The following is a 20231-nucleotide window of genomic DNA, read 5'->3' on the forward strand; positions in this document are numbered from 1 at the left end:
CCCAAAAGAGCCATCCACTGATAAACTATGCTGCCTGTTTTCTGAGGATAGATGAGTGACTGTCGAGTATGTAGCTGATTCCAAACTTCCCATGCCTTGGGGAACCTTTACTATGGTGGGTTTTGAAGACACCGAAACCGGTAAAGAACATATAGCCATGGTGTTTGGCGACGTGTCCGGTGATGAACCGGTATTAGCGCGCATTCACTCAGAATGTCTCACGGGGGATGCTTTGTTTAGTCTGCGTTGTGACTGTGGATTTCAGCTCCAGGAAGCGCTTAAGCGTATCGCAGAAAATGGTTGTGGTGTGCTTCTGTATTTACGTCAGGAAGGCCGGGGAATTGGTCTGCTTAACAAGATTAAAGCCTATCACCTACAAGATCAGGGTGCTGATACCGTTGAAGCCAACGAACGTTTAGGGTTTGCCGCAGATCTGCGAAACTACAGCATGTGTGAGCCTATGCTGGAGTATTTGGGGGTCAAGTCGGTCAGATTGATGACAAATAATCCTCGTAAAGTCTCTGCTATGGAAAGCTATGGCGTTAAAGTCGCTGAACGTGTACCGCTACAGGTAGGGAAAAACCGTCATAATGAAGAATATCTGGCGACTAAAATGGGCAAGATGGGCCATATGATGTCAGAACATCATTTTACGGATAAAGATAAAAGCTAACCTGTTTGTTGGACTGTTGGTAGATAGTTTCGTGATATTTAGGCTAGTTATAGATAATTCATTGGTTTTTAATTCAGCGAATTAAGCACTGCTTCAATTGCTCGGCTCGGGAAGCATGTTCAATCCATTGATCGGGAATGCCGAGCATTTTTAGCGTTCCGTTCCAGCCCGACTGCGTAACAAACTCTGCTACGGCGGAGCCTGCCCCGCCTTGTATCGCGTGATCTTCCATCGTTATAAAACGCTGATGCGTTTTCATCAGTATGCTGAGCAGCTCGGTATCTAATGGCTTCACAAATCTCATATCGACTAACGTGTGTTGTTCTTGTTCGGCGAGTTTTCTCGCATCGGACAATAACGGGCCAAAGTTAAGCACCGCTGTGCCAGAGTCACCTGTTGATAAAAGTCTTCCCTTGCCTATAGGCACCGTTTCGGTAAGCAGTGCTTCATCGCTGCCATCAGGCGCTGCTGGACAGGTGCCGCTACCGCGTGGGTATCTGACAGCGGCAGGCCCCGGGTAATGATAGCCTGTATTCAGCATTAACCATTGTTCCTGCTCATCGGCCGGAGTCATGATGACAAGGCCGGGAATGCAGCGCATGGCAGCAATATCAAAGCAACCTGCATGTGTAGCGCCATCTTCTCCTACTAGGCCCGCACGGTCGACGGCCAGCAATACATCCAGTGACTGAATAGCAATATCGTGGATGAGCTGGTCGTAAGCGCGTTGCAAAAAAGTAGAGTAAATGGCAACGACTGGCTTAGCGCCAGCGCAGGCCAGACCTGCAGCAAAGGTCAGTGCATGTTGTTCGGCAATAGCTACATCAAAATAGCGTTCAGGGAACGCTTCTGAAAAAGCAATCAGATCAGACCCTTCACGCATCGCAGGTGTGATGCCAATGAGTTTTTTGTCTTGTTGTGCAGTGTGTAGCAACCAGCGGCCGAAGTTGTTGGCGAATGTCGGTTGTTTCTTTTTTTGAGGTGCGTTGATTGGCTCAAGTTTGGTTAGGGCATGGTAGCCCACAGGGTCGGTTTCTGCAGGCTGAAAACCTTTACCTTTTTTAGTAACAATATGCAAAAACTGCGGGCCTGATTTACTCAGCGCGCTTGTTAATGCGGGTAATAGTGCGTCAAAGTCGTGTCCATCAATAGGGCCTTGATATTCAAATGCGAGCGCTTCAAACAAAGCGGCGGTTGTTTCGCTACGGCTGCCTTTGGTTAATTTAAGGTTTTTTGCCAGATAGGTAGCCAGGCCGCCTTCATTGCGAGAGATCGACATATCATTATCATTAAGCACGACCAAAATATTGGCATTTGTATGCGCGGCATGATTGAGTGCTTCAAATGCCATACCGGCTGTTAGTGCCCCATCGCCGATGATAGCGACAGTTTTTGTATTTTTCCCGTTCAATTGGTCGGCAACAGCCATGCCTAGTGCCGCACTTATCGATGTGCTGGAATGGCCAGTGCCGAAGGCATCATAAGGGCTCTCATCACGACGCGGAAACGGAGCAAGCCCTCCTTTCTGGCGTATGCTTAGCATCTGCTCGCGTCGGCCTGTCAGTATTTTATGCGGATAGCACTGGTGGCCTACATCCCAGACTATATGGTCGTCTGGTGTGTTAAGTAGATAATGCAGCGCGATAGTGAGCTCAACCACGCCCAAACCTGCGCCAAAATGACCACCTGTCTGGCCTACGCTATAGAGTAAGAATGCGCGTAATTGTTCAGCTAACTCTGGCAGCTGAATGTTAGCTAAACGGCGCAGATCTGTTGGCAAATTAATACCATCAAGGAGCGGTGTTTCTGGGCGTATGGTGGGTATATGAGTAAACATCAGTAAGACCGGGTGACGATGTAGTCAGCTAATTCTCTGAGCAGTTTCCCCTGAGTGCTAAAAGGTAGCAATGCATCAAGAGCCGCTTGGTGAAGTTGCTCAAGTTTGGATTTTGCGCCATCCATGCCTAATAGAGCAGGGTAAGTGGGTTTGTTTTGGTCAAGATCTGATCCTTGAGGTTTACCGAGTGTTTGTGTATCGCTCTCGATATCAAGAATGTCATCTTTGACCTGGAACGCTAATCCAATAGCGTCACCGTAGGCGATTAATGCTGTTTTGATCGCCACATCCTGGCACTCAGCGGAGTGATAACCTAATTCAATGGCCGCATTAATCAGTGCACCGGTTTTATGGCGGTGCATCTGCTCAAGTTGTATTAGCGTCAGTGGTTTGTCAACATGGCACAAGTCGAATGCCTGGCCCGCGACCATGCCGCGATTACCGCTGGCTTTTGCCAATACCGATATCATTTGCAGTCGGATTTCAGCGCTTGAGGGCGTTTCTGTTAATAGCTCAAAGGCAAAGCATTGTAGTGCGTCACCCGCCAGAATGGCGGTTGCTTCATCAAATGCAATATGACAAGTAGGTTGGCCGCGGCGTAACTCATCATCATCCATCGCCGGTAGGTCATCATGCACCAGTGAGTAACTATGTATGCACTCAATAGCAGAGGCGGGCGCATCAGCTTTATCAATCTCGCCATTAAGTAGCTGGTTGACTAAATAAACCAGCAGTGGGCGCACCCGCTTACCCCCATTGAAAAGCGCATAACGCATCGCATTCTGCAATTGGGGTTCTATACTATTATGCGAAAGAGAGCGCCTTAGATGCTCATCTACGCGGGTGTGGTATGTATTGATGGCGATTTGCAGAGCCACGAGATTATTCCTGTTCTATTTGGAAAGGCTCTGTTTGTAACTCACCGTTTTGAGAGGTGAGTATAAGCACTTTTTGTTCGGCCTGATCAAGCATAGTCTGGCATTCACGCGTAAGTTTGATACCCTCTTCAAAGGTACTGAGTGACGCTTCCAATGTCAGATCTCCTTGCTCCATTTGGGTGACCAGTGATTCCAGCTCAGCTAATGAAGTTTCAAAATCAGGTGTTTTTTTCTTGCGAGGCATCATGGACTCCGTACTGACCAAAGCGTAAAAATAACAAATTGAAAACTAGAGGTTAATCAATTCATAAAGCTGCCGACATACACCTATACTTAAACTTATGTCAGCAGAGTATATCAGCCATCGATTCTGTTATTATCCTATAAAATATATCAGACCAACAGCCATTAGCTTGTAGTAAAAGGAGATTTATGTGGATATAGCAACGATCGTCGGGTTGATAGGTAGCCTCGGTATTGTTATCGCTGCCATGATGTCGGGGGGGGATATAGGCACATTTGTTAACGGACCCTCCATGCTTATCGTGATTGGGGGTACTATTTTAGTTGCGCTGATGAAGTTTACGTTAAGTCAGTTTCTCGCAACCGGCAAAGTGGCAGCCAAAGCGTTCATGTACAAATCTGTCAGCCCTGAAGTCATCATCACCGAAACGGTTGAGCTGGCTGATGCCGCGCGCAAAGGTGGTTTGCTTTCACTTGAAGACAAAACAGTCAGTACCGATTTTATGCAACGGGGTATCCAGTTGCTGGTCGATGGTCATGATCCTGACATTGTACGTACGCTCCTTAATAAAGAGATGAGGCTGACATATGACCGGCATGACTTTGGCAGTGAAATATTTAAAGCCATGGGTGATGTTGCTCCCGGTATGGGTATGATCGGCACACTTGTTGGTCTTGTGCAGATGCTTTCAAATATGAGTGACCCTAAGTCGATCGGACCCGCGATGGCCGTAGCTCTGCTGACAACCTTATATGGAGCCATGATAGCAACGATGATCGTATTGCCGATGGCTGATAAATTGTCCCTGCGTAAAAATGAAGAAGCACTTAATCAGGCATTGACCATTGACGGTTTGCTGGCCATTCAAGCGGGCCAGAATCCACGTGTTATCGAACAAATGCTCAGAAACTACCTGCCTGAGAAAAAACGGGTTGTGGCCAGTTAGAGGATTTGAGTAATGAGTGACGAAAACGAACAAGATTGTCCTCCTTGTGTACCGGGATTGCCGGGGTGGGTCGCAACATTTGCAGATTTAATGTCCCTATTAATGTGTTTCTTTGTGCTATTACTCTCTTTTTCTGAGATGGATGTGCTGAAGTTCAAACAGTTGGCCGGTTCAATGCGTGAAGCTTTTGGCGTTCAAAATGAGATTAAAGTGGAGGATATTCCTAAAGGTACTTCCATTATTGCTCAAGAGTTCAGCCCAGGGCGTCCGGAGCCTACCCCGATAAATGAAGTCCGTCAGATGACACTCAATAACGATATGAATACGTTGGATGTTCGATCGGAAAGAGGCGAATCTGAGATCGCAGATAAAAAGTTAGGGGAAGCTGAATTACTGGCGCAAATGCAGCAGGAGATGGTGCAGCAAGCGAAGCTAGAGGCGGTGATGTTTGCCGCTGCGTTGGCGCAGGAGATTGGTGATGGCAGTGTTGAAGTAGAAACAAGTGAGCGAAAAATTATTATTCGGGTAAAAGAAAAAGGCTCCTTTACGTCAGGGTCTGCTGCGTTGAAATTTGAATATATTCCAGTGATGGCGAAAATTCGTGATGTTTTGATCGAAGTTGATGGAAGTGTATCTATTGAAGGGCATACCGATAACATTCCCTATTCTGGCAGAGCGTTTCAGTCAAACTGGGATCTATCGACGGCACGTGCGTTAGCGGTGGCTAATGAGCTATTTGATGATCCACGGATTGATCAATCTCAATACCAGATCATAGGTCATGGAGATAGTAAGCCGTTAGTACCCAATGATTCGGCACAGAATAGAGCGACCAACCGACGTGTTGAAATTGTCATTCAGAAAGGTAAAGACAAAGAGTTATTAGAAAAAATTCAGGCTAAAGGTTTAGATGATACCGAAGGGGAGCGTTTGGCACCCAATGAGATATTTTAATAACTAAGATTCATATAAGGTATTGAGCACCTCTTATAGATACCAATATAGAGAGATAAAAAAACCGCCAATAGGCGGTTTTTTTTAAAGTCTTAGACGCTATTTAGAATGGCTCAGCATATGGTCGATAGCAGCTGTTAATTCTGTATCAGTACAATCCATGCAGGTGCCCATGGGTGGCATCGCATTGAGTCCTGTTTTAGCCGTCGCCAGCAGTGCTTCAGCACCTTTTGCAATGCGAGGAGCCCACGCAGCGGCATCTCCTAATTTCGGTGCACCAGCAATACCGGACGCGTGACAGACAACACATTTACCGTTATATAGTTCTTCGCCTGTGCGTTCAGCGTTAGCGGCGATAGGTAGCATCAATGCAGTCACCGTTGCCAGAAAGAAAGCCTTTTTCATAGTAATACCCTATTGTGATTTGAAGCGATAATTGTATTCAGGTAATAAACGGCAGTTTAGGTCGTTCACCTTACTTAAGTAAATAGATGAATTAGTATTAATATGCCAACAATCAATAGTCTGATTGAATCCAATACCGATTAAAATGACGAATATCAATTATTCTGCACAAAGCTATTATTATGGATAAGCGGCTATCCTCTTAATCCCATAGCGTACTTAGCCTGGTGGTGTTGGCTGAGCAGCGTTCGCTGTGTTACGTACTTATCAGTCATACAGTCACGCGTGGCCTGCTCGATAATCTCGCGGGGTGCCGTTAGTAAATTTTGAGCATCATTGATTGAATAGCCGCGTTTCAGTAATTGCTTCAACTGAACGCTTATATGATGGTGTTCCATCTTTATTTCCTTCATTAGTTAGCATCGTCATCATGCACGAAAGGTATGACATTTTTATGTCAATGTTAGATGTCAAAGTTGAATACCTTTCTTTGTATCTCAGCCTGGTCGTTACTTTTCTGACCCTGCGTTATCAGTAATGCCCTATAAGGGTGCGTTTATCAGTCAGCCGTTATTATGCGTTCGTTTATTGTGCGTGTTTGCTGCATCAATATTATAAAATTTTCAATAATGTTTAGTTAACTAATTGAAAATATGATGTTTTTTCTAGTTGGAACGGCTTGTGCTGTATAGCTTCATATCAATAATGAGATGGAGCATCAACGGTGAAGACATTTAAAAAGACGTTGTTAAGCGCAGCATGTGTATTAACGTTATCAGCTGCGGCTCAGGCTGCATTAGCTGAAGAGACCATTAAAGTAGGTATTTTACACTCCTTATCCGGCACCATGGCTATCAGTGAAACGACACTGAAAGATACGATGCTGATGCTGATTGAAGAACAGAACGCGAAAGGTGGCTTGCTCGGTAAAAAGCTGGAAGCAGTGGTGGTTGATCCTGCCTCTAACTGGCCGTTGTTTGCTGAGAAGGCACGTGAGCTAGTCTCAAAAGATAAAGTCGATGCTGTTTTCGGCTGTTGGACGTCGGTATCCCGCAAGTCCGTTTTACCGGTGTTTGAAGAAACCAATAGCCTATTGTTTTACCCGGTACAGTACGAAGGTGAAGAGTCTTCGAAAAACGTATTTTACACCGGCGCAGCGCCTAACCAGCAGGCGATTCCTGCGGTTGATTACCTGATGGCTCAAGGTGTTGAACGTTGGGTGCTGGCGGGAACAGATTACGTCTATCCGCGCACCACCAATAAAATCCTCGAAGCGTACCTTAAATTGAAAGGTGTCGCGGCTGAAGACATCATGATCAACTACACGCCATTCGGACATTCTGACTGGCAGTCGATTGTTTCAGATATCAAAAAATTCGGATCTACCGGTAAGAAAGCCGCCGTGGTGTCTACTATCAATGGTGATGCCAACGTGCCTTTCTATAAGGAATTGGGTTCGCAGGGCGTCGCTGCTTCTGATATCCCGGTTGTTGCTTTCTCGGTAGGTGAAGAAGAGCTTTCCGGTATTGATACCGGGCCGTTAGTCGGGCATTTAGCGGCATGGAATTACTTCATGAGTGTCGATAGTGAAGCCAATGATGAATTTATCGATGCATGGCATAAATATACTAAAAATGAAGATCGTGTCACTAACGATCCGATGGAAGCCCATTATTTAGGTTTCAATATGTGGGTAAAAGCGGTAACCAAAGCCGGTACAACAGACCCGGCAGCCGTACAGGAAGCCATTATTGGTGTTGCTGTTCCAAACCTGACAGGTGGATACGCCACCATGATGCCTAACCATCACATTACGAAGCCCGTGTTGATTGGTGAAATTCAGGACGATGGTCAGTTTGCTGTTGTATGGAATACGGCAGGTACCGTGGCGGGTGATGCATGGTCTGATTTCCTTGAAGGTTCAAAAGACCTGATTTCTGATTGGAGAGCACCTTTGTCGTGCGGTAACTACAACGTCAAAACAGCTAAATGTTCAGGTCAGAATTTTTAATCAGAGCTTTTAATCGGAGCTTTTAATCAGAGCTTTGAATTAGAACTTTTAATCAGAACTGATAATTAGCGCTGTTACCCGGATGTTGATTTTCTCAATGATCATTTAAGTAATAGTTTTGTACCCGGGAGCCGGTCTATTCATTAATAGGCCGACTCCTTCCGTTTTTTGTCGCCAGAGATTTAGATTTATGACCGTTAACTTCCGCACCCTTCATCGATATTTACTGAGCTGCATTGTCATCTTTTTCTTAATGTCGGCTGGTTTCTCCATGGCAGGTACAGCGCCAAATGCGAAATTGGACGAGGTGAGCCGGTTGTTGATGAGTAAGACTTTTGACGACAAAAGTCGGGCTCTGGATGTGCTGGTAGAGCAATCTCAGCCGCGTACCGCTGAACTTTTACATCTGTTGTTAGATAGCCGGTTGTACTACCACAAAAAAGAAAAGCAGCTCTATATTATTGCCGATTACGACACGGGGAAAATAGCGATAGATTTGGCGGGTGCCGAACAGCTTATTAAGAAAAAGCGAGATTATAAAAAGATAATACTGAACAACAATTTACGAGGTCAAATCAACCGGATTCTGGCGGAATTGGGGTTAAATTCCAATGACCCGCAGCAGCGTGAAAATGCTGTGCGTGATCTGTTGAAAGATATTACACCCGATACAGTGCTGGCGTTGAAGGCTCGATTTACCATTGAAGAGAGTAAAAAAGTCCGGGAGATGATTCGGATTGCACTCGCCATTAATGATATGAAAAGCAGCGATGAAGTCTTGATCAGCAATGCGATTGAGCAACTCAATGGCTCATTAGAACAGGAATCTCGCGGTGCGTTGGTGACGTTTATCGATGCTACAGAGACACTAGATACCCCAGAGGCAAGTGCGCTGAATAAACAGGCACAGATTGCGCTGAAAGGTATCGAAGACAAGGTGCAGTACTACGGCTGGCTCGAAACGCTCTATTTTGGTTTGAGCCTGGGTTCAGTGCTGGTATTGGCGGGTATCGGTTTAGCCATCACTTTTGGCGTGATGGGTGTGATTAACATGGCGCATGGTGAGCTGATTATGATCGGAGCTTACACCACCTATGTGATTCAACTATTAATGCCGAATCATATCGAATGGTCAATTTTAGTTGCCATTCCTGCGGCATTTTTAGTCTCGGGTTTGGTCGGTATAGCGATAGAGCGGGGTGTGATTCGCTTTCTTTATGGTCGTCCGCTGGAAACATTATTAGCAACCTTTGGTATTAGTCTTATTTTACAGCAGGCAGTGCGCTCGATTTTCTCGCCACTGAACCGCAGTGTTGAAACACCCGAATGGATGAGCGGGCTTATCCAGATTAACCCGGTGTTCTCATTAACCCTGAGTCGTTTATATATCATTGTCTTCTGCTTAATGGTGTTCGTGGCACTCTTGTTAGTACTGAAGAAAACCGCGTTGGGCTTACAAGTACGTGCTGTGTCGCAGAACCGTGCGATGGCGCGTGCCATGGGCGTACGTTCGAATCGAGTCGACGCTCTCACCTTCGGGCTGGGCTCTGGCGTGGCGGGTATCGCGGGAGTCGCGTTGTCTCAGCTAACCAATGTAGGCCCTAATATGGGGCAGGCTTATATTATCGACTCCTTTATGGTGGTTGTCTTTGGCGGCGTGGGTAATCTGTGGGGCACGCTGGTGGCCGGGCTTACGCTGGGTGTGGCTAATAAGGTACTCGAACCCTGGGCTGGCGCTGTGCTGGCCAAAGTATTGATGCTGATTTTTATTATTTTGTTTATTCAGAAACGCCCACGCGGGTTATTCCCGCAACGTGGCCGTGCGGCAGAGGGTTAGATCATGAGACTGCTGAATATATTGAAAAATGACCGGGGTGGTCAGATCATGATGCTTGTGTTGCTGATCATGGCTATTCTGGTACCGATATTTAATCTGATGGTGCCGGAAAATCACCCGCTGCATGTACCCACGTACACCGTCACCTTGATGGGTAAATATCTGACGCTGGCATTACTCGCCGTTGCTGTCGATCTGGTGTGGGGCTATTTGGGCATACTCACCTTAGGCCACGGTGCATTTTTTGCGCTGGGTGGCTATGCGATGGGTATGTACCTGATGCGCCAGATAGGCGACCGTGGCGTGTACGGTAATCCTGAACTTCCCGACTTTATGGTGTTTTTAGACTGGAAGGAATTGCCGTGGTTTTGGCAGGGCTTCGACCAGTTCTGGTTTGCCGCTATTATGATTATGCTAGTGCCGGGGCTGCTGGCGTTTATCTTTGGTTGGCTGGCGTTTCGTTCCCGCGTCTCGGGGGTGTATTTATCCATCATTACACAGGCCATGACCTACGCACTGATGCTGGCGTTCTATCGTAATGAGATGGGCTTTGGTGGGAATAACGGCCTGACAGACTTTAAAGACCTGGTAGGTTTCTCACTACAGGAAGATACCACGCGCATTGCGCTGTTTGTTTTGTCTGCTGTGGCGTTAGCCATCGGTTATCTGATCTGCCGTTATCTGATGAATAGCCGCTTAGGGCGTGTCTGTATTGCCGTACGTGATTCCGAGTCACGTGCCCGCTTTATGGGTTATCGGGTCGAAAATGTAAAACTCTGGATTTTTGTTATCTCCGCCATGTTAGCGGGTGTCGCTGGTGCGCTGTATGTACCGCAAGTTGGCATCATCAATCCTAATGAATTCTCACCGATTAATTCCATTGAAATCGTCGTCTGGGTCGCGGTCGGCGGTCGGGCAACCTTGTACGGTGCTGTGATTGGCGCACTACTGATTAATTATGCCAAAACCTACTTTACGGCCGAACTGCCGGAAGTGTGGCTATTTGCACTGGGTGGCATTTTCGTACTCGTCACCCTGCTATTACCTAAAGGTGTGACCGGATTAATAGCGGGATTGAAACGCCATAAAGAGGTGCCAGCATGAGCATTATTTCAACCTTAGAGCAGATCACAGACCGGCATCATGTGTACCCGTTCTTGGTGCCGGCACAGGCACCCAAGCTGGACGTCTCTCATAATGTACTGCTCTATCTTGAAGATATTACGGTGAGTTTTGATGGCTTTAAAGCCATCAATAACCTGAATATGTATATCAATGATGGCGAGTTGCGCTGCATTATCGGCCCCAATGGTGCCGGTAAGACCACCATGATGGATATCATCACCGGTAAAACTCAGCCTGATAGCGGTTCCGCCTGGTTTGGCCAGACAATCAATTTACTAGAAATGGATGAACCGGCGATCGCACAAGCGGGAATCGGCCGGAAGTTTCAAAAGCCTACTGTATTTGAAGAACTCAGCGTCTGGGAAAACCTCGAATTGGCGATGGCGGGTAACCGTAATGTATGGTCGATCCTCAATGCCCGTCTCAACAGCGAACAAAGTGCGATGTTGCTCGAGACTATTGAGTTGATTGGTTTGCAGGCCAACACACAAATGTTGGCGGGGCGTTTATCCCACGGACAAAAACAGTGGCTGGAGATTGGCATGCTGTTGATGCAAAAACCCCGTTTACTGCTGGTGGATGAACCTGTCGCCGGTATGACGCATCAGGAGATGGACCGCACTGCTGAGTTGTTAATCTCGCTGGCGGGTCGCCATTCCGTTGTCGTGGTTGAGCATGATATGGATTTTGTACGTAATCTGGCAGGTAAAGATCGTACCGTCACCGTGCTGCATCAGGGGAGCGTTCTATCCGAAGGAACGATGAGTAAAGTGCAGCAAGACCCAAAAGTGGTCGAAGTTTATCTGGGAGAGTAATTGATGCTGAAAATTGAAGGCTTAAATCAGTTTTATGGCCAAAGTCATACCCTCTGGGATGTTGATCTGCATGTGCAGGAGGGGCAATGTACCGTTCTGATGGGGCGTAATGGTGTGGGTAAGACCACCTTGCTGCAATGTATTATGGGGCATCAGGCCGTTAAAAGCGGCAGCATGATGCTGGACGGAGCAGATCTGCTAAAAGCTTCAGTCGAGCAGCGTCCACGGATGGGTATTGGTTATGTACCACAAGGGCGACAAATATTTCCGCTCCTTAGTGTCGAAGAAAATCTACAAATAGGGTTGCCCGTCAGAGCCCGTAATGACCGTAAAATCCCCGACTACATATTTGATCTTTTTCCGGTGTTGGCTGAAATGATGCACCGCCGGGGTGGTGATCTGTCGGGCGGGCAGCAGCAACAGTTAGCGATAGGGCGTGCATTGGTGGTTAATCCTAAGTTGTTAATTCTGGATGAACCCACCGAAGGTATCCAGCCTAATGTGGTGACCGAAATAGGCGATATTATTTGTAAGCTGAACCGTGAAATGGGGCTTACTGTGCTGCTGGTCGAACAAAAACTACCCTTTGCGCGTAAAGTTGGTGATCATTTTTGTCTGCTTGATCGGGGCCGCAATGTTGCCGGTGGTGAGATAGCTACATTGGACGACGAGCTGGTCAAAAAGTACCTGACCGTATGAACGCGCCAGTTAGCAATCCGTCAGTTCAAAATCAGCAGGCCGAAAATCAGCCTCCTTCCGGCACTGGCTGGAAAGCGCAGCTACAGCTGGGTTACCGCTTTCGACAGGACAAAACGCGTTTAGTCGAACGGCTGCAGCGCGGTCCGTTAGCGGTTCAACGCTCTCTCTATCCCGAAGGCAGCCCTTGCCATACGTACATACTGCATCCTCCGGGTGGCGTTGTCGGTGGCGATCAACTGGATATCCGGGTACGAACGCACAGCGGCTCACACGCGTTGCTTACCACACCGGGGGCGACCAAATATTATCGATCAGATGAAAAAATGGCGTATCAGCAGCAGACGTTAACGGTCGAAAAAGACAGTATTCTGGAGTGGTTTCCACAAGAAAATATCTGTTTCCCCGGTGCGCATGCACAAATTCACAGCGATATTTATCTGGAGCAGGGAAGCCGCTTTATCGGCTGGGAGTTGCAGTGTCTGGGTCGGCCCGCGATACAGGAAGCTTTTACACATGGCAGTATTGATGCCAGAACCCGTGTCTATATCGACGGAGAGATCACCCTGATAGACCGCATGAGCACTCAGGGTAACGGGCTTATTAACAGTGCGGCAGGGTTACGTGGTTACGCCATGAATGCCACCCTGATTGCGGGTGTTATCGATGCCGACTCGCTTGAGCTGGTACGTTCTATATTGGAAACATTTGATCCACAATTGCCGGTAGGAGCGACCTGGGTGGATAATCTGCTGGTGGTGCGGATGCTCGGTAACAACACCGAAGATATCCAGAAAGTCTTGATACCGGTCTGGAAAGCCTTGCGTCAACACTGGCTGAAAATCCCCGCGTGCTCGCCGAGGATATGGGCCACCTGATCCTCGGTAATAAAACGCCTCTTATTAAGCGGTGTTTTTAGTATGCGCAAGTGCCCAGCGGGATGCAAAAGTACCCACCACAAAAGCGATAAACACAATCAGAATATCACGGTCAATAAAGCTCAGTGAGGTAATTATCGGGCCTGGGCAATAGCCGGCCAGACCCCAGCCGATGCCGAACAGTATGCCGCCGATGATGATTCTTTTGTCGATCTCTACCTTCAAGGGCAGACGGAAAAATTCTGCCAGCAACGGCCGCTGACGCTTAAGAATGAATGGCGTTATGAGTGCGTTGACTGCCAGGCCTCCCGCCATAACAAAAGCCAGCGATGGGTCCCAGTTTCCAAAGATATCAAGGAAATTCAACACTTTGGCAGGATCGATCATTTGCGACACCGCCAACCCAAGACCCAGCAGAGTACCGGCTGCCAGTGCGGTTAACAGGCGAAACAGGTTTGACATTAGGCAACTCCCGACAGATGACGTACGACATAGACAGTGACCACTGCACTTCCCATAAAGCATAGCGTGGCAACTAAGGAACGTGGGCTGCGCCGCGCCAGGCCGCAGATGCCATGGCCGCTGGTGCAGCCGGTACCTATCTGGGTGCCGATCCCGACCAGGAGGCCACCGATGATTAGCAGCGGTGTATCGACGATCGCCCGGATATGCCCGACCCCGACGCCGAACCCCATCCACTGGTAGATAAAGCCGCCGAGTACCAGCCCCAGAACAAACATCAGCCGCCAGCTAATATCGTTCTTGTCTTCGGGGTATATGATACCGCCAGCGATGCCGGAAATACCGGCTACGCGGCCCTGAGCCAGCAGCAGGAAAGCAGCTGCCAGACCGATCAGGGATCCGCCCAACAGAGCTGGCAGCGGGGTGAAATTAATAATTGTCATAAAAGGGTACCTGTTAAAATAATAGAGCCTGATAAGGCTCGCCAATTATTCGCTGTTAGCGCGTAATCAAGTCACTTTGCTGTTGTGGGTTCGAGGGCCGGATTAAAGGTCGTGAGGCGATAGTCCGGTAACCATTCCGGCATGGGAGGACTCGTTTGATGTTAACTCTGATCTCTTGAGTCGCTCGTCAGATTTAGCGTTTGATTAAGGCGTCATGTTGATCCGATAAATCATGCCCGGCCGCATGTGCTGCCTGCAGAAGAGGGCCAATATCACAATCTGCTTTTTGTGCCTGAGTATGCGCCCAAAGGGATATTGCACGGCGGCCAGTGCGGCAGAAAGCAAGAATAGGTGTCGGCAGCGTTTCTATCGCGTGTCCGAATGCTTCAATAGCATCGGGTGTGTATTCGCCTGGAGTTACCGGGATTTCACACCATTCCAGACCTGCCTCTTCAGCGGCTTTGCGCAGAGCAGCATCATCAGAATGATCCTCAGCTTCACCCGGCTGGCGGTTGCAGATAATAGAGAGAAAGCCATTCGCTTTGACCTCCGCCATGTCAGCAGGGTAGATCGCATGGCAGATACTAAATCCGGGTTCTAGTTGTTTGATTTCCATATAACACCTCAGGGGTTAAAATAAATTGATAGGTACTTTAAGATAAATCTGGCCGTTTTTTTCAGGCGCAGGCATGTCGCCGCCGCGCATGTTGACCTGTACCGCCGGTAGAATCAGTGCCGGCATATTCAGGGTGGCATCGCGTGCCGTTCGCATCTGGACAAACTCGTCTTCGCTGATACCTTCGTGTACATGTATGTTGTGTTGGCGCTGCTCACTTATCGATGTCTGATGTTCGAAAGACTCACGGCCGGGTGCCTTGTAATCATGACAGAGGAACAGACGAGTGCTCTCCGGCAGGCTAAGAACCTTCTGAATAGAGTGGTAAAGTATTTTGGCGTCGCCGCCGGGGAAGTCACAGCGCGCTGTGCCGTAATCAGGCATAAACAAGGTATCACCGACAAAGGCCGCATCACCGATCACATAGGTCAGACAGGCAGGTGTATGCCCCGGAGTGTGCAGCACAGTGCCCTCTAACTGGCCAATACTGAAATGATCATTACCTTCAAACAAGCGGTCAAACTGACTGCCATCGTGGGCAAATTCAGTGCCGGCATTAAAGGCTTTGCCGAAGGTTTCCTGCACCAGAACTATGTTGGCGCCTATACCGGTTTTACCGCCGAGTTGCGCCTGTAAATAAGGTGCGGCAGAAAGATGATCGGCGTGAACATGGGTTTCCATAATCCACTTGACCTGAAGCTGTTCTGATCTTATAAAATCGATGATCTGGTTGGCTGAGCGTACATCGGTACGACCACTGGCATAGTCAAAATCCAGTACCGAATCGATAATCGCGCAGGCATCAGACAGCGGATCACGGATCACATAACTAAAGGTGTTGGTCGGCTCGTCAAAAAAGGCCGTAACCTGAGGGGTGACCGGGTTTCCTTTCTTATCACTCACGGCTAATCTCCTGTTACAAACATACCGCTACCCTTGGCAGGGTAACGGTATGTTGTTGTCGACTAAATTAATCAGTCTCTAAATTACAGTTTTCTCTATATTTTCGATAATATTACTGTGCTTGTCTGTTTAGCGATATCTAATTTAGCAAATTCTAAAATATATGTTATAAGTATATTTCAATCAGATCTATAGATTTTTTCTATTGGAGCTGACTATCTCAATATTTTGGAGGGTATTCTCTTCTTCGTGCAAAATTACATTAAAATTTTAAGGTAATTTTAAGTACCTCACTCATTTCAAAGCCCCCACATTAAACTAATATATGTATAACGCCTATCTATGTTGGTCGTACTACGCTTGTCAGATAGAGCAAAGTAATGTTTTTAATCTCGCAAAGGTTTTTATGATTTTTTTCAGATGTTACAACGGACTAGCTAAGGCTGGGGTCGACCACTCGCATTGCTTTACCACCAATAAAGCTTATCCTTGGCGCAGTAACCACGGAGTGGTCAATAGTAGTATGGAGCGCTGATGAATAATCTCAAAGAGCCTGGCTTTATAGAAGGCGGGCGGTTTCGCATTATCGAAGTATTTATACTGTGGGAAGGCCGGGTCAACACAAAGAATCTGCAAAATATACTGGAAATAAGCCGTCAGACTGCTTCATATATTCTGCAACAATATCAAAAGCATTATCCAGAAAATCTACAATACAGTGCTTCATTGAAAGGTTATGTGCCTACAGCAGTTTTCGCACCCTGCCATTCGCAAGGGAGAATTGATGAATATGCTCACATACTTTCTCAAAGCCAGCACCCGGAAGATGTATCACTCGTTGAGACAGGTTTTACCCATCTGGATGCTCCGCTACGCAAAATATCACCCGCGCTGGTGCAACCTGTCATTCGAGCAATCCGCAATAAATTAAGGATAAATGTTGGATACACTTCAATTGCCCATCCCGAATATGAAAGCCGAATCATAGAACCCCACAGCCTTGTATTTGAAGGCATGTGCTGGCGCGTACGCGCCTATTGTGAAAAGCATCAAGGCTATCGAGATTTCGTGCTATTACGTTTTAATGGTGAGTACACTTTCGAAGGCCCCGCAACCCATTTCGCCGCACAAGACGAGCTCTGGAACACCTGGCTAGACCTCATTATCGAGCCTGATCCACGCTTTAGGCCCGAACTGCGTCGTATGATCGAAATAGACCACCAGATGGAAAATGGCCAGAGAATCATACCGGTAAGAGCCGCGCTGCTTATGTATCTCAGGCAAAAATTACGTCTGGACCACTACCAGATCACACCTGAAATGCAGCAAATCATCACTAATCCCGAATGCCTGAAAAAAATCACACCTTACATGTCTTAAAATTTGAGGTGTTTTAATGCATAGCATTCCCCGTAATCACGGGGAATGCTGGTTAAAAGGTGGCAGGCTCTGAATCGTTTTTTCTATTGATGATATTAATCGCCATTATTCAGTGGCGACTCCTTCTCATGAAGCGACACCTGAAGCGCCTGGTTTACTGCTTCGACCGGATCGCTCATCTCGGTGAGTAGCGCTTGAATTCCTTTTCTCTTTAATCGCTGAGTGAGGCCGCTACCCATACCGGCCGTAATGAGAACATCGATGTCATCCAGAGGATGTTCAGCATTAGGATTGCTTTCTCGAAAGCATTGCTCTTTGGGTAACTCTAACAACTGCTTGCTCAGGATCTGGTTTTCTTTAACGGTGAATATCCAGAATTTTCGACAGACGCCTGCATGTTCAGTGACCGTTTTGCGATTCTGGCTGGTAACGGCAATTTTCATGACTTAGCCTCTTTCCAGGTGTTGACTGATTTTTCGTTGTGCAACATAACGTGGGTTTATTATAGCCTTGTAATATTAGAATAATCTAATATTTAAACACAGGAAAAAAAAGACGGGTGTGGATGGGCTACCTGATGCAGTTGCTTTCTGTTCAATAGCGCTTATGCTTACTCCGCAACTTTGTTGTGAAACACCGCTACGGAATAGCTAATAGCAGTATGGAGTGCTGATGAGTAACCCTAAAGACCCCGGCTTTATTGAAAGTGGACGCTTTCGCATTATCCATCAATACCAGAAGCTGCATCCCTCTAATCTGCAATACAACGCGTCCCTGAAAGGGTACGTACCCACCGCCGTATTCACGCCTCACTATTCGCTGGGCAGTATCGACGAATACAATCAAACCCTCTTACATAGCCAACATCCCGAACACGTGTCTATTGCAGAAACAGGTTTTACTCATCTGGATGCACCACTACGCAAAATATCCCCCGCATTAGTACAACCGATTATTCGCGCTATTCGAGACAAATTAAGGCTCGATATCGGCTACACCTCCATCAGCAACCCAGAATATGAAAGCCGGATCATAGAACCTCACAGCCTTGTATTTGAAGGCATGCGCTGGCACGTGCGTGCCTATTGCTGCAAAAATCAAAGTTACCGCGATTTTGTACTGTCGCGCTTCAATGGCGAGTATGCCTTTGAAGGCCCAGCCACTCAGCGTTCTCCGTAAGCAAGGGGATGAGCCACCGTAGAATCTTCTGAGTGGTTCGCTTTCTTCGTCGAAGAAAACATGTATTACTATGCAATATCAAAAAGTTATGCAGGAAGATTATCCTGAATTTTCGCGTTAAAAAACGCCGGGAAATCGCAGATAATGTGATGCAAATAATCGAAAAATATAAGAATATGGCGGGGTGTTGCTGTATTAGGCTGGCCAGAATAAAAAAGCCCCACACGCAGTCTGTGGGGCAAGTCGATTGGGTCTCAGTGGCTAATCATCCAGGGTCGCATTGATGGGAACATCTTGTTGCCGTCAGCCGTATACATAAGTTTAGAGCCGCGTTTCTTATGTGTGCAACCGCAGCCATGCTTTAATTTATCTGCATTCTCTGCGCGGGAATCCACCGTAGAATGCTGCGGTTCATGTTTAGCTGCTTCATTAAGCTCTATAGCCTGTTTTTTCTCCTTAGGCATATTAAGAATACTCGGAGACAAAATGATAATGCGTGCAGACAAGCTCTGACATTCAGGGCAGGGCATCGGTTTTGCATGATCGTCGATACTGGCCAGCTCGTAAAATAAACCGTGCTCGGCGCATTTATAATCATAAACGGGCATATTGACCTCTCGTTATTATTTGATATCAGGCGCCAGAGGCATAGTTACGCTGCCATCAAGGAATTTAGTGGGGCCGTCGGCATTGGGTTTGATATCAAACTCAAAGATATCGGTCGGGAGCCAGAGAGTAGCGCAGGAGTTGGGGATATCGACCACGCCACTAATATGGCCTTGAACCGGCGCGGTGCCGAGTAAGGAGTAGGCCTGGGCGCCTGAGTAACCAAATTTCTTAAGATACTCGATGGCGTTTAAGCAGGCTTGTCGGTAGGCCACATTCACATCAAGGTAGTGCTGTTTGCCTTGCTCATCAACGGATATACCTTCAAAAATCAGGTAGTCATCATATTTAGGCGTGATAGGGCTCGGTTTGAAAATTGGGTTTTTAATGGCATATTTTTCCATGCCTCCCTTGATTAAATTGACGCGCAGGTGAATCCATCCAGCCATTTCAATAGCGCCGCAGAAAGTAATTTCGCCGTCGCCCTGACTAAAGTGAAGATCGCCCACTGACAGACCGGCGTCTTTAACATAAACGGGGAAGTACACTTTAGAGCCGCGCGATAGATCTTTTATATCGCAGTTTCCGCCATGCTCTCGGGGAGGAACGGTACGGGCTCCCTCGGCGGCGGCTATTTTCGCCTCATCAGGTTTCATTCTGCCCATATGAGCCGTGTCAACATAGGGAAGTGCTGCCAGCGGAGGTACTCTATCCGGTTCGGTATCGTACAGTTCTTTTTCTCGGGTATTCCAGTTGTTGAGCAACTCTTTTGACGGCAGGCAACCAATCAGGCCTGGGTGAATCATGCCTGCAAATTCGACGCCGGGTATGTGACGAGAGCTGGTGAACATGCCGTTGAAATCCCAGATGGATTTTTGTGCTTCAGGAAAGTGCTCGTCGAGAAAGCCGCCCCCGTTTTTCTTAGAGAAGAAACCATTAAAACCCCATTGGCTGTCATCAAAGGTGCCAATATCTAAGATATCAACGACCAGCAGGTCGCCAGGTTCCGCGCCTTCAACGCCAACAGGACCCGATAAAAAGTGAACTTGCGTTAGGTCGACGTCCCTTACATCTGAGGCGTCATCATTATTTTTGATCTGTCCGCCGGTCCAGTCGACGCACTCTATTTTAAAATCATCACCGGGTTTAACCATGGCCGCCATCGGAATATCCGGATGCCAGCGGTTATGAATATTTTCGTTCTCATAGGCTGATCTTTTAAGGTCAACTTTAATAATAGTGTCAGTCATTTTAGGCTCCTAATTTAACCCAGTGTGTTATTAATTATTTGCTTGATAATGCTATGCAGACGTTGTCGTTATTTATTGGTTTGGTTAAAAAGT

Annotated in this window: 23 protein-coding genes; 11 read left to right on the forward strand and 12 right to left on the reverse strand. The window is 47.3% G+C overall.

Annotated features, from left to right (window positions below; genetic code table 11):
• Positions 1 to 55: 55 nt before the first annotated feature.
• Positions 56 to 673, forward strand: coding sequence for a GTP cyclohydrolase II (gene ribA / locus Nant_RS16540; protein WP_054342749.1), 618 nt, complete (start codon positions 56 to 58; stop codon positions 671 to 673).
• Positions 674 to 746: 73 nt separating this feature from the next.
• Here the strand turns inward: ribA and Nant_RS16545 are convergent, their stop codons facing one another.
• The 3 genes from Nant_RS16545 to Nant_RS16555 are packed head-to-tail and all read right to left on the reverse strand — an operon-like array spanning position 747 to position 3632.
• Positions 747 to 2510, reverse strand: a complete 1764-nt coding sequence (locus Nant_RS16545; RefSeq protein WP_054342750.1) for a 1-deoxy-D-xylulose-5-phosphate synthase — start codon at positions 2508 to 2510, stop codon at positions 747 to 749.
• Entirely contained in the window at positions 2510 to 3388 is an 879-nt protein-coding gene (locus tag Nant_RS16550) for a polyprenyl synthetase family protein (protein ID WP_054342751.1), read from the reverse strand. The genes Nant_RS16545 and Nant_RS16550 overlap by 1 nt, the downstream gene beginning before the upstream one ends.
• Positions 3389 to 3392: 4 nt before the next feature.
• Entirely contained in the window at positions 3393 to 3632 is a 240-nt protein-coding gene (locus tag Nant_RS16555; RefSeq protein ID WP_054342752.1) for an exodeoxyribonuclease VII small subunit, read from the reverse strand.
• A gap of 190 nt (positions 3633 to 3822) precedes the next feature.
• Between Nant_RS16555 and pomA the strand changes: the two genes are divergently transcribed.
• Both pomA and Nant_RS16565 read left to right on the forward strand, forming a co-directional pair.
• Positions 3823 to 4578, forward strand: coding sequence for a flagellar motor protein PomA (pomA, locus tag Nant_RS16560; RefSeq protein WP_054342753.1), 756 nt, complete (start codon positions 3823 to 3825; stop codon positions 4576 to 4578).
• A 12-nt stretch (positions 4579 to 4590) separates the two neighbouring features.
• Positions 4591 to 5532: a flagellar motor protein MotB gene (locus tag Nant_RS16565; RefSeq protein ID WP_054342754.1), complete on the forward strand. Its 942-nt coding sequence runs from the start codon at positions 4591 to 4593 to the stop codon at positions 5530 to 5532.
• Positions 5533 to 5631: 99 nt separating this feature from the next.
• Here the strand turns inward: Nant_RS16565 and Nant_RS16570 are convergent, their stop codons facing one another.
• Both Nant_RS16570 and Nant_RS16575 read right to left on the reverse strand, forming a co-directional pair.
• Positions 5632 to 5937 (reverse strand): c-type cytochrome, encoded by a 306-nt coding sequence (locus Nant_RS16570; RefSeq protein ID WP_054342755.1) that lies wholly within the window; start codon positions 5935 to 5937, stop codon positions 5632 to 5634.
• Between the two features lie 194 nt (positions 5938 to 6131).
• Positions 6132 to 6335, reverse strand: a complete 204-nt coding sequence (locus Nant_RS16575; RefSeq protein ID WP_054342756.1) for a hypothetical protein — start codon at positions 6333 to 6335, stop codon at positions 6132 to 6134.
• A 347-nt stretch (positions 6336 to 6682) separates the two neighbouring features.
• Here Nant_RS16575 and urtA point away from each other — a divergent pair, with 347 nt between their 5' ends.
• From urtA to Nant_RS16605, 6 genes are all read left to right on the forward strand, one after another.
• Complete coding sequence (gene urtA, locus Nant_RS16580; protein ID WP_054343261.1) at positions 6683 to 7948, forward strand: urea ABC transporter substrate-binding protein; 1266 nt, start codon at positions 6683 to 6685, stop codon at positions 7946 to 7948.
• 322 nt (positions 7949 to 8270) lie between these two features.
• Positions 8271 to 9785: an urea ABC transporter permease subunit UrtB gene (urtB, locus tag Nant_RS16585; RefSeq protein WP_238377177.1), complete on the forward strand. Its 1515-nt coding sequence runs from the start codon at positions 8271 to 8273 to the stop codon at positions 9783 to 9785.
• 3 nt (positions 9786 to 9788) lie between these two features.
• Complete coding sequence (gene urtC, locus Nant_RS21605) at positions 9789 to 10889, forward strand: urea ABC transporter permease subunit UrtC (RefSeq protein ID WP_054342758.1); 1101 nt, start codon at positions 9789 to 9791, stop codon at positions 10887 to 10889.
• Positions 10886 to 11725 (forward strand): urea ABC transporter ATP-binding protein UrtD, encoded by an 840-nt coding sequence (gene urtD / locus Nant_RS21610; RefSeq protein WP_054342759.1) that lies wholly within the window; start codon positions 10886 to 10888, stop codon positions 11723 to 11725. Before urtC ends, urtD begins: the two co-directional genes overlap by 4 nt.
• 3 nt (positions 11726 to 11728) lie before the next feature.
• A complete protein-coding gene (gene urtE, locus Nant_RS16600) occupies positions 11729 to 12424 on the forward strand; it encodes an urea ABC transporter ATP-binding subunit UrtE (RefSeq protein ID WP_054342760.1) in 696 nt (231 codons plus the stop codon).
• On the forward strand, positions 12421 to 13299 hold the full coding sequence (locus tag Nant_RS16605; protein ID WP_054342761.1) for an urease accessory protein UreD: 879 nt from the start codon (positions 12421 to 12423) through the stop codon (positions 13297 to 13299). The genes urtE and Nant_RS16605 overlap by 4 nt, the downstream gene beginning before the upstream one ends.
• A 24-nt stretch (positions 13300 to 13323) precedes the next feature.
• Here the strand turns inward: Nant_RS16605 and Nant_RS16610 are convergent, their stop codons facing one another.
• From Nant_RS16610 to Nant_RS16625, 4 genes are all read right to left on the reverse strand, one after another.
• On the reverse strand, positions 13324 to 13761 hold the full coding sequence (locus Nant_RS16610) for a DUF6691 family protein (protein WP_179078896.1): 438 nt from the start codon (positions 13759 to 13761) through the stop codon (positions 13324 to 13326).
• A complete protein-coding gene (locus Nant_RS16615; RefSeq protein WP_054342762.1) occupies positions 13761 to 14204 on the reverse strand; it encodes a YeeE/YedE family protein in 444 nt (147 codons plus the stop codon). Before Nant_RS16615 ends, Nant_RS16610 begins: the two co-directional genes overlap by 1 nt.
• Before the next feature lie 193 nt (positions 14205 to 14397).
• A complete protein-coding gene (locus Nant_RS16620) occupies positions 14398 to 14820 on the reverse strand; it encodes a protein tyrosine phosphatase family protein (protein WP_054342763.1) in 423 nt (140 codons plus the stop codon).
• Positions 14821 to 14835: 15 nt separating this feature from the next.
• Positions 14836 to 15723: an MBL fold metallo-hydrolase gene (locus Nant_RS16625; protein ID WP_054342764.1), complete on the reverse strand. Its 888-nt coding sequence runs from the start codon at positions 15721 to 15723 to the stop codon at positions 14836 to 14838.
• 534 nt (positions 15724 to 16257) lie between these two features.
• Here Nant_RS16625 and Nant_RS16630 point away from each other — a divergent pair.
• Positions 16258 to 17103: a BrxR family helix-turn-helix transcriptional regulator gene (locus Nant_RS16630; protein ID WP_054342765.1), complete on the forward strand. Its 846-nt coding sequence runs from the start codon at positions 16258 to 16260 to the stop codon at positions 17101 to 17103.
• Positions 17104 to 17198: 95 nt separating this feature from the next.
• Here Nant_RS16630 and Nant_RS16635 read toward each other — a convergent pair whose 3' ends face one another.
• Positions 17199 to 17546 (reverse strand): NifB/NifX family molybdenum-iron cluster-binding protein, encoded by a 348-nt coding sequence (locus Nant_RS16635; RefSeq protein ID WP_054342766.1) that lies wholly within the window; start codon positions 17544 to 17546, stop codon positions 17199 to 17201.
• A gap of 229 nt (positions 17547 to 17775) precedes the next feature.
• Here Nant_RS16635 and Nant_RS16640 point away from each other — a divergent pair, with 229 nt between their 5' ends.
• Positions 17776 to 18282, forward strand: coding sequence for a helix-turn-helix transcriptional regulator (locus Nant_RS16640; protein WP_054342767.1), 507 nt, complete (start codon positions 17776 to 17778; stop codon positions 18280 to 18282).
• 254 nt (positions 18283 to 18536) lie between these two features.
• Here Nant_RS16640 and Nant_RS16645 read toward each other — a convergent pair whose 3' ends face one another.
• Both Nant_RS16645 and fmdA read right to left on the reverse strand, forming a co-directional pair.
• On the reverse strand, positions 18537 to 18890 hold the full coding sequence (locus tag Nant_RS16645; protein WP_054342768.1) for a zinc ribbon domain-containing protein: 354 nt from the start codon (positions 18888 to 18890) through the stop codon (positions 18537 to 18539).
• 15 nt (positions 18891 to 18905) lie between these two features.
• Entirely contained in the window at positions 18906 to 20138 is a 1233-nt protein-coding gene (fmdA, locus tag Nant_RS16650) for a formamidase (RefSeq protein ID WP_054342769.1), read from the reverse strand.
• Positions 20139 to 20231: the final 93 nt, after the last annotated feature.

Origin of the sequence: Neptunomonas antarctica (assembly GCF_001305295.1) — a bacterium.
Classification (GTDB): domain Bacteria; phylum Pseudomonadota; class Gammaproteobacteria; order Pseudomonadales; family Balneatricaceae; genus Neptunomonas; species Neptunomonas antarctica.